Below are 10,650 nucleotides of genomic sequence, written 5' to 3'. Positions count from 1 at the left end.
AGACCAGAGTCCGGTTTTCAACTTTAAATAGTCCGGTTTTGAATTTTAACTGACATTGTCAAAAAAGTTCTTGACAAAGCAAAGGCGCTTGCCTAAGTTGGCATGGGTTACGAGATGGCGTGGCTTCGGCATGCCGATTCTTTGAGCGTGCCAGGGTCCAGACATAATGAGTGTATTTGAGGAGATGGTTTTTTCGTGAGTTGAGTCTTTTTGTTGAACCGTGTACTTCCACAGAGAAAGGAGAGGTGAAAGATGAAGAAACTGTTCGTGGGGATTTGCATACCGTTGATCGCTCTTAGCCTTTTTGCTGGTCTGTCGTTTGCTTCAAACAACGGGAATGCAAAGATTGCTCTTCATGTAACATCGCCTGGCACTGCCAAGACGCGCTGCACCGTCGCAGTGGTGCCCGCTACCTGCAGCCAGATTGTGCCCTATAATGCTACTGCTGGCGGAGCAAGCTATGATGTTTATGTTTGTGTTTATGACTTTACTGAAATGACAGCGACCGAGTTTGGCATCGACTACACCGAATCCCTGGTCAACGGGTTGAAGATATGGAGCTTCACCGGATGCGCCTTGGCTGGCGAGTTCATGATTACCAGCCCGACTCCGGCATGGCCTGCACCCGGCAGCGGAGTTGTTTATACAGCCTACTGCATCAATAAGACCTTTACCCCAAGTGGGGACAACGAGGTAGTCAATATTGGATATTTCTACCTCACGGCTTACGGATCGGGTGGCCGGCTCTCGATTATCGGCAGCCCAAGGGCAAGCACAGCTGAGATTACTGACTGTGCCGCTCAGCCGTCTCATACTGACGTGATAAGCGGCAACACTCCCAGCAATCTTGGATATGCGGATTTTGGCAGCGGAACCGGCTACAAGCCAGGATGTGGCGGTGTGCCGGTTGAAGACCACACCTGGGGAAAGATAAAGTCGCTTTACAGATAAGCGGCCTGGGCTTTTTGGGGTGGGAAGCCCTGCTTGCAGAACAAGCAGGGCTTTTCCATCTTCTGCCTCAGAGATTCTTCCAAGTATCATTGTGTCCGTCTGGGACTAGGCGGCGAAGCGTAGTATTAGGGATTCAAAGAGATCCCCGTATTCGGCTAAGAGTACCAGAGAAATGATGGGTCTTCATAGACACCTTGGAAATCCGGTTTTCTTGCTGCTTCTCGTTCCCATCGCTCTCTTTTCACCATTGCCATCCTTCTCAGGCGTGAATGGGAACGCAAAAATACTCCTCCATGCTGAGCCTCATGTGGACGGAGTTCAGTGTATTCCCCAGGTCTCTCTGAGTTGTCCTTCCATTTCTGTCTCAAACCTTCTCAATGGGCAAGCGTACGATGTGTTTGTCATTCTCGCCGATGCGACAGAGATAAGACAGATCAGGTTCGGAGTTCGTTACCCTATGTACAGAGGGGGAGCTTCAGGCATCAGTGTTGGGAGTTGGGGAAGATGCTTTGGAACGTTTGAAGATGCATCTCTTCAGATTGTTGCCGGTGCATGGCCTGATTCAGGAACAGGAATTACTCTTCAGGCAACAGCAGGCCAGAACGTTTCGGGGCAGCTTCCGGTCCTAGGCCGCTTTCTTGTCACATCCCATGGCACGGATGCTGAAACATTGAGGATCAGCATCGATCCCAGACTTGCCGTGAAGGACGTAATCATTAAAGATAGCAGCAGCAGGCCTGATTCCCTATGCACAGGCCCTGAAGACTCGTCGTATGGCTACCCCTGCTCTCAAAGCAGCCTCGGCTTGATCATTTTTGGAAGCGGCTCCGGATATAATCCCTGCGGCGTTACCCCTGCCCTTGCTCCCTCATGGGGAAGAATCAAGGCGCTCTACCGCTGATTTCGGCGCTACCGCATGACTAGAACGTACTCTCAGGTCCAAAACGGCAATCCTATCGGCAAGAATCAGGAGGCTCAATGCCCCGCCGGGAAATCCGGAATTTTGACCCCAGCCCGATTATCTGGTAAGTTATACGCATGAGAAAGAAGCAAGTCCTAGTCATTTCTTCAGTTTGTCTCGCACTCTGGTCTACTGTTTCACTGGGCCGTCCTCCTGACGCCAAGCTTCTGGCATCGGGTGAAGATGGTATGACGATTTCCTTCGAACTCCCGGCATTCAATGTCACGAAAGAAATCCATGAGGACAAGGAGTTCTCAAGAATCGAAGTGGCGGGTTTTCCTTTCGTCACCACCCCGGGCTTGCCCATGCTGCCGATGAGCCCCTATCTCCTTGCCGTTCCTTTCGGAGTTGATCTTCGAGTTCGCATAGTCTCAAAAGAAGCCGAGACTATCTCAGGAATCATTCCGCTCCCCGCACCTAAGAATGTGATGATGGATGGAGATTTTCCGGCGCCGGGACTGGAGTTTTTCTATGACGCGAGTTTCTATCTTTCCGGCAGGGTTTTCCCGGAGGATATTGCGAATCTCGGAAAGGGCGGTGCCATCAGAGATCAGAGGGTTGTCGAGCTAAGCGTTTTCCCTTTCCAGTACGATGCCGGGAAAAGGAAAGTGCTCGTATGGAAAAAGATAGTCCTGAGAATCGATTTTGCGAAAAAGGGAAGGAAGTTGGCAGAACCGCAGCGAGTACCGGTCCAGGAAGAAGTGCTCTGGGAAGACGTCTACAAGAATACTATCTTCAATTATGAGGAAGGGAAAAGGTGGAGGGGAAAGCTTGTTTCGGAAAAAGTGCGGTTTGGTGTCCAGGAGAGCATTGCCCAGGGGCCGGAGCTCAAGCTCTCCGTAGGACGAACCTCAATATACAAAGCCACATTCAGCGACCTCAGCGCGAAAGGATTCCCCAGCGATGTCCCGATCAGCGAGATCGCTCTTTATGAGAAGACGTATTCTCCATCCTCAATTCCGCCTCAAACGAAGAGTGGAGTGCCAATCCTGAAGGTTGATGAGAACGGAGACGACGTGTTCAACGGCGCGGACTACATAATCTTCTACGGCCTGAGCTACAAGGACAGGTTTTCGTCTTCGTTCCCGGATTCCAGGTATTCAAACAAACACACCTATTGGCTGTCCAGGGACTCCGGCCTTTCCGTTGATATGCCCTCCTATTCCGGCTGGCGGAATTCAAGCTCGCCTACAATCCCGGCTTCCTTTGTGCAATGGAGAAAATTCGAAGTCGACGCGGTCTATGATAATTCTCCGGATTCCCTTACGTGGGACAACCTCTACTGGGAAGATTTCGGCACCAAAGAGCCAGCAGTTCCATACACTTTCCAAGTATATGACCCTGATCCCCTGAAACCATTCGGAATCAGGGCATCGTTCAGGGGCAAGAAATATAATGATCACTTTGTTTCGCTCTATCTGAAAAACGGCCTTGGCAAAGAGGAGACCGTGGTTCAGAGGGCTCATTTTGCCGTAAGGAGCCGGTATATATTCAATGAGAACCGGCAGCTCTCTCTCTCCGATACCACCCTGACATCCGGGACCAACAGCTTCAGGTTTTTCGGCGAGACTCTTTGTGACCAATACTGCACGACATGTGACGGCCCATACTGTTCGGACCATGGAAGCGATGCTTACTTTGACTGGTTTGAGGTTGGCTACTACCGGCGCTACAGAGCCCGCGGTGATTCCCTCGAGTTTTCAAGCGGCGGCACAAGCGGCGAGCTTGAGCTCAGGGTAGGGAAATTCGGTCTAAGAGACATCGTCCTTTTTAACATCACCAATCCGCTTCTGCCGCGGGTTGTTGAAGTCGATACGACTTCGATGGTCAGTCTTGATCCCTCTGATCAGACCTACGGGCTTTCGTTTCAGGACAGCGTGAGTTCCGAAAGAACCTACGCAGCATACGCAAGGCGGTCTCTCCCTCTGTTTCCAGCCGGGGATATCGTTCTTGACGCAAGTTCATCCCTGTCCTCGCTTCCGAAGGGCAGCGATTATGTGATGGTCGTCTATGATGCTTTCAGGGAGGCATCCGAGGAGCTGGCCGATCACAGGAGATCAAAAGGTCTCTCGGTCGAAGTGGTGTCTCTGAGCGATGTGTACGATGAATTTAGCGGCGGGGACTCATCGCCGGACGCCATATTGAGGTTCCTCAAGTTTGCCTATGAAAACTGGAATCCACGGCCGCTTTTCCTCACCCTCGTTGGAGACGCAAGCGCCGACTACAAACATGTTCTTGCGACAAGTGATTCAAACTTCGTTCCAACTTACATGCTTCTTTCGCCTGTGAACGGACCGGCCGGCAGGGAGCTTGTCGGAAGCGATCACTGGTTCGTTACAGGCCTGAGCGATCCTACAGACGACAAGAATCCCGACATGTACGTGGGAAGGCTGCCGGTCGGGAGTCCTGTAGAATTGAGAAACTTGATTCGAAAGGTGAAGAAGTACGAAGAGGTCTCTTCGAGTGATTCGTGGCGGGGAAAAGGTCTTCTCATCGCAGACGACCAGTACTCAGGCGGTCTCTTCGGGACGACGCGATACTGCAAGCTCACCGGAGAAGGGATATTCAGGACAATATCCCAGCGGATAAAGCAGATGGCTTCTGAGAATCCCACTTCAAAGGACTTTGTCTTCAAACCCTTCTACCTTGATTCCGTCATTCCGAACGATCCAAGTTTTGTGGACCAAGACGACAAAAGTTGCAGAGTGCAGTACAATGTCCTGGACTACGTGAACAGGATCGTGAACCCAGGATTGTTGAGTGAGTTGGCCGGCGGATTTCTTCTCGTGAACTATCAGGGACATGCGAACCAACTCGTTCTTTCGCATGAGGACATCATCTGTATGAGATGCGCGAACCCCCTGACAGTGCCCCCCCGGCCCAGATATGACACCGTGACGGGAGAGGCCTATGACATTACAAACCTCTCAAATCTGGACAGGCCTTTCATCTTCTTCGCTTTTGCGTGTCATACCGGAGCGTTTGAGAACATCAATGAGAAACGCTACAAGGACTCTCTTGCCGAAAGACTGCTTTTTGCCCAAAGAAAGGGCGCTGTAGCAACCTTTGCCAGCACCGCCTATGAATGGCTTCCATCAAGCTACGAGAATGATTTCAACAGGTTCATCTTCGAGGCCTTTTTTCACAGTCCTCCGGTCGCAAGCATTCGGAGACAAGAAAGCAACAAGGGCAGGTGGTTTCTCGGAGAGGTGATAGCGACAGCAGAGATCCGGTACCTGGCCCTGAGGACCAGTGTTTTTGAAGGAGCTGTGGAAACCTACACCCTTCTTGGAGACCCTGCACTTATGGTCGATGCCCTGCCTCCTTCAATTACAGTCAAAGTTGACGGCACGGAGACAGCGGACGGAGCCAGGATAGAAGTCTCTGCGAGAACCGATTCGGTTACCATTGAGGCAACTGCCAGTGATGAAGTTTCTATTGGGAGCGTTAGTGTCGATGAATTGATTTCCGGAAGCTCAGTTCCAGTTGACACCTCACTTTATTCCACGTGGCTCATCCCTGAGGGATGGACGGACGCAAAGAGAGTCTATGGATTGAAGTACAGGGCCAGGCTAAGACCTGAGAACTACTCCGTGAGACTTCATGCAACTGACTGGATAGGGCGTGAGTCAATATTCAATCTTACAGTCGGGGTTGATGTGAGGGCCTTAGTCAACGGAAAAATAATCACGTTTGGACAGACCGGGGCTGATGTTCCGTCTCCTGCCTCAGCCAGGGTAACTGTCGAAGTCATGAGCCCGGTTCCCCTGAACCCGGACAGCATCGATGTGGAGCTCGCGGGAACTGCCCAGGGTTTCACCAAAACCCCGCTTGACGGGTTGAACAAGGACTGGAGGCTTGAAAAAGAGATTTACCTGGAGAAGGGGCGATATGAACTTGTCCTGCGGATTCTCGGATCAAACATCCCTGACCGACGGGCGACGCTGGTGGTCACTGAGGAGCTTGCTTTTTCCTCGGTCTTCAATTATCCGAATCCGTTTGAGACCGAAACCGAATTCCACTATACGCTTCTGAGCGACGCCAGGTCAGTCAGAATAAGAGTGCTCACAGTTTCTGGAAGGCTTGTCACGGAGCTCAACGGAGCAACGTCAACCGGGGAGAATGCCGTCGCATGGAACGGTCAGGACAGCTCGGGATTGGAAGTCCCGAACGGCGTTTATTTCTACAAGCTAGCCGCTGAAAGCCCGAAGGGGAAAAAGATTTCCAAGATAGGAAAGGCCGTGAAATTAAAGTGAGGGAAGACGTGGAAGTGGTTGGAGCTAAGGCGTGAGACTGGACAAACTTACCATAAAGGCGCAGGAAGCCATAGACGATTCCCAGCAGCTTCTCAAGAAGTATGAGCATCAGGAACTCACTCCCGAGCATCTTCTGCTTTCACTTCTCACCCAGAAGGAAGGAATCGTACCGTCACTCGTCGAAAGAGTCGGGGCCGCTCCGGAAGTCCTGATTCGCGAAGCCGAGAAGGAACTCTCCAGGAAACCGAAGGTTTACGGTGCCGGAGAGAATGTTTACGTATCGCGTGAACTCACGCAACTTCTTGAAGATGCGCTTACCGAGACAGAGCGGCTGAAGGACGAGTTTGTAAGCACCGAGCACATTCTTATTGCGATGGCTGACCCCAAAGCCGGTTCGGTTGCGCGCATTCTCGGGCAAAACGGCGTTGGTAAGGAATCGCTGTACCGTGCCCTTCAACTCATAAGGGGCGGTGTGAGGGTGACCGACCAAAATCCTGAAGACAAGTACCAGGCCTTGACGAGATACGGACGGGAGCTGACGGAGCTCGCGCGGAAGGGGAAACTTGATCCCGTTGTGGGAAGGGATGATGAGATAAGGCGCGTGATTCAGGTCCTTTCGCGACGAACAAAGAACAATCCGGTTCTCATCGGGGAGCCCGGTGTGGGCAAGACAGCGATTGCCGAAGGGCTTGCTCAAAGGATCGTCGCAGGCGACGTTCCGGAGGGATTGAAACGCAAGAAAGTCGTGGCTCTGGACATGGGAGCGCTCGTCGCCGGAACCAAGTTCAGGGGTGAGTTTGAGGAGAGGCTCAAGGCAGTGCTGAAGGAAGTCTCTCTCGCGGAGGGAGAGATCATACTTTTCATTGATGAAGTTCACACGGTTGTCGGGGCGGGAGCTGCGGAAGGAGCGGTTGACGCTTCGAACATGCTCAAGCCGGCACTTGCCAGGGGCGAGCTTCATTGCATAGGTGCGACCACGATAGATGAGTACAGAAAGCACATAGAGAAAGATGCGGCTCTTGAAAGAAGGTTCCAGCCCATCCTTGTGGGTGAGCCATCGGTTGCCGACACGATCGGAATTTTGCGCGGACTAAAAGAGAAATACGAGGTCCATCATGGAGTAAAGATAAAAGATTCAGCCCTCGTAGCGGCTGCAACTCTCTCAACCAGGTACATCAGTGACAGATTTCTGCCTGACAAGGCGATAGACCTAATAGACGAAGCCGCTTCAAGGTTGAAGATTGAAATGGACAGTCTGCCGGTGGAGCTGGATGAAATCGAGAGGCGTGTCAGACAGCTCGAGATTGAGAAAGAAGCTCTCAAGAGAGAAACAGACCAGCCCTCAAAAGACAGGCTGAAGGCCTTGGACGGAGAACTCTCTTCCTTGAAAAAGGAGAGAGAAAAAATGCGTGCTCACTGGCAGAAAGAGAAAGAGATTATCTCAAAGATAAGGCAGGCCAAGGAAAGAACCGAGCAGGCGCGGGGTGAATCTGAGAAAGCTGAGAGAGAAGGTAATCTTGGCAGGGTGGCCGAGCTCAGGTACGGAGTGATGGCCGGGCTCCAGAAAGAGATAGAAACACAGTCTGCGAAACTTGGAGTCCTCCAGAAGGAAAGGAAAATGCTCAAGGAAGAGGTGGATGAAGAGGACATCGCAGAGGTTGTCTCAAAGTGGACCGGAATTCCTGTGGCCAAGATGATGGAAGGCGAGATAGATAAGCTTATTCATATGGAGGAAAGACTGAAAGAACGCGTCATAGGGCAGAATCATGCGGTCTCCGTGGTCGCAGATGCCGTGAGGAGGGCGAGGGCCGGGCTTCAGGATGAGCGAAGGCCTACCGGCTCTTTCATGTTCCTGGGACCAACGGGCGTAGGGAAGACGGAACTCGCACGGGCACTCGCAGAGTTTCTTTTTGACGACGAGAAAGCCATGGTGAGGGTGGACATGTCCGAGTACACGGAGAGGCACTCCGTTGCCAAGATTATCGGAGCGCCTCCGGGTTATGTAGGATATGAGGAGGGAGGATACCTTACGGAGGCAGTGAGACGGAGGCCGTACACCGTCATTCTGCTGGATGAAATCGAAAAAGCCCACCCTGAGGTCTTCAATATCCTTCTTCAGATCCTTGACGAGGGAAGGCTCACTGACGGGAAGGGACGAACGGTTGACTTCAGAAACACAATTGTGATCATGACTTCCAATGTCGGGAGTCAATGGATAGAGGAGCTTGGCGGAAGAAATGATGAAGAGATGAGGAGAAGGGTCCAGGAATCCCTGAGGGCGCAGTTCAAACCGGAGTTTCTGAACAGAATTGATGAGATCGTGGTCTTCAACAGTCTGACGATGCCGGACATAGAGAAGATAGTCATCCTCAACATAAAGGGAGTTGAAAAACTTCTTCGTGAACACAGAATGGGGATCGAGCTTTCCGAGGAAGCGAAAGCAGCTCTAGCCAGGGAAGGGTTCGATCCTACCTACGGAGCAAGGCCGCTAAGACGGGTAATTCAGAGGAGAGTTCAGAATCCTCTTGCCCTGGAGATTCTCAAGGGTGGGATAAAAGAGAACTCCTCTGTTCGGGTGGAGGTTGACAATAAAGGAGAATTCAGGTTCTCTACTGTCTAGTGCCGTGTCCTGCAAATTCCTTGTCTATGTTTTTGCCCCTGGACACAACACTTTCATAAGGGCTTCTCGCCCCTCTGACGCTTCAGGATGCTCCTACTCGTCGCATCCCTACGCTGTCACCCCTGAGGGGGTCGGCCACGACCCCCTCATACCCCCTGGCAGTGTGCCTTACGAAACGCCCTGCATTTCGTAAAGTCATTTCTGGGACGGCACACTAGAACCTGATTGAGCCGGAGACCCTGTGGCTCGCATCAAGGTCTTCATGACTCAGGAATGCATAATCAACTCCAAATCGCCTGTATCTGAATCCGGCTCCCGCATTCGGTCTGCCGTCCTCAAGACCGGCCCTCAACGCGATCGATCTCAGGAACCAGAACTCCCCGCCAACAAACCCGTCGGCAGTGACCCTCTTCAGAGGACTTTCACTGCTGTACGTTCTGGTTCCTTCGAAGCCGAGGAGAAGGTCACCGGAAACCGTGAATGCACCGTTTGCCTTTTCAACATGCCGTGTTATCTGCAGCCCCATCCTCAGCGTTGGAGATATGAACTCCCGTTTTCCAGTGTCCCAGGTTATCGGGGTTGTCGTGAAATCCTTGGCCATCAGGCCGAACGAGACCCATGCGGCCGGTTCGTAGACGGCGCCGAAGTCGAGTCCGGCACCGAAACTTGAATTGTCGCCGATAACCTGCCTGATGATCTTGAAACTTCCGCCCAACTTCAGTCTTTCACCGGCGATTCTTCCGTATCCAAGCATCATCGCCGATTCGGAATCACTTTTCCATTGCACCCTGGCCTCATCATATATGATGCGCTCGTAGGGTTCCCGAATGCCGTTGTTCTCGCCTTCGTCCTGAGTGGCCTGGATGCCGTCCCTGCCATAGTCTTCAAACTGAAGGTCATTAGTGTAGGGAATGTTGTCGGTCCCAAGGCGGACGAAACCCACGGAAACTGCGCTCCTCCCTTCTTCTTCCAAAGGAAATACGAAAGAGCCGAAATCATAATTCAGGAGGGAGCCAAACTGTTCGGAATGCATGAGGAAGAGTTCTTTTTTCTTGAGGAACACCAGCCCGGCCGGATTCCAGAAACCGGCGGTTCCGTCGTCGGCCACGGCCACGAAAGCTCCGCCCATACCCAACGCCCGGGCCCCTGCTCCAATCCGGAGAAATTCTCCCGCATACTTATCCGCAGAGGCTGAGGAAAAAAGGATTGCCGGCCCAAGAAAGAGAGGGACAAGTTTCTTCAGCTTCATCAACGCAGGAAGCTCCTCATCGACTTCCAGGTCACATACTTGTCGATAAGCTCTTTATCGCCCTTTTTCAGGTTCATGATGCTGCAAGCCACCTCGTAGTCCCCGTTCTTTTCCCCGCTGCCTGTCTCCGAACATCTGACCACGATGCCTTCGCACTTGAGCACGTGCGTTTTCTTGAGCACCTTGCCAAAAGCCGGAATCAAGAGCGTCATCACGACCTTCGTGAGTACCGGGACCGGGACCCGGAGGCGGCAGTAAACCCCGCCGGTACTCATATTAATGCTCTCCGCTATAAGTACATCCTCACCCTCAACCGGTTCCTTTTTCTCGATCTGGAGAGCAAGTCTGGCCGTGATTCTCTTGGATTTTCTTCTTTCTTTTTCTCTTCCTCGGGCCATTTTTCCTCGACTGGGAATTGCGTTTATCTCAGTCTCTTTTTATGTCTGTCCCGTCTTCTTCTTTTTTTCCTCTTGTGAGTTGCTATTTTCTTCCTTTTTCTTTTCCTGCCGCAGCCCACGCGTTCACCTCCTCCCTCATCAACTTTGCTTTCACAGGATAGCTAGTGCTGTGTCACATAAATTCGCGAACTTATTATGCGGTGCCCCAGCACTTT

At 52.0% G+C, this 10,650-nt stretch carries 6 protein-coding genes; 4 read left to right on the top strand and 2 right to left on the bottom strand.

What is annotated here, in order from left to right:
* Positions 1-252: 252 nt before the first annotated feature.
* The 4 genes from QME66_11375 to clpB all read left to right on the top strand — a co-directional run bounded on the left by QME66_11375 (position 253) and on the right by clpB (position 8,788).
* A complete protein-coding gene (locus QME66_11375) occupies positions 253-951 on the top strand; it encodes a hypothetical protein (protein ID MDI6809564.1) in 699 nt (232 codons plus the stop codon).
* A gap of 175 nt (positions 952-1,126) precedes the next feature.
* Positions 1,127-1,852 carry a hypothetical protein gene (locus QME66_11370; protein MDI6809563.1) on the top strand — a complete coding sequence of 242 codons (726 nt, stop codon included), beginning with the start codon at positions 1,127-1,129 and terminating at the stop codon, positions 1,850-1,852.
* A 137-nt stretch (positions 1,853-1,989) separates the two neighbouring features.
* On the top strand, positions 1,990-6,168 hold the full coding sequence (locus tag QME66_11365) for a C25 family cysteine peptidase (GenBank protein ID MDI6809562.1): 4,179 nt from the start codon (positions 1,990-1,992) through the stop codon (positions 6,166-6,168).
* A gap of 31 nt (positions 6,169-6,199) precedes the next feature.
* Entirely contained in the window at positions 6,200-8,788 is a 2,589-nt protein-coding gene (clpB, locus tag QME66_11360) for an ATP-dependent chaperone ClpB (protein ID MDI6809561.1), read from the top strand.
* Positions 8,789-9,002: 214 nt separating this feature from the next.
* Here clpB and QME66_11355 read toward each other — a convergent pair whose 3' ends face one another.
* Positions 9,003-10,037, bottom strand: a complete 1,035-nt coding sequence (locus QME66_11355) for a PorV/PorQ family protein (GenBank protein MDI6809560.1) — start codon at positions 10,035-10,037, stop codon at positions 9,003-9,005.
* Complete coding sequence (locus QME66_11350; protein ID MDI6809559.1) at positions 10,037-10,435, bottom strand: PilZ domain-containing protein; 399 nt, start codon at positions 10,433-10,435, stop codon at positions 10,037-10,039. Before QME66_11350 ends, QME66_11355 begins: the two co-directional genes overlap by 1 nt.
* Between the last annotated feature and the right edge of the window lie 215 nt (positions 10,436-10,650).

This window comes from Candidatus Eisenbacteria bacterium (genome assembly GCA_030017955.1).
GTDB lineage: Bacteria > Eisenbacteria > RBG-16-71-46 > JASEGR01 > JASEGR01 > JASEGR01.
The sequence above is the reverse complement of the archived record's forward strand: the minus strand, read 5'-3'. Positions and strand labels throughout refer to the sequence as shown.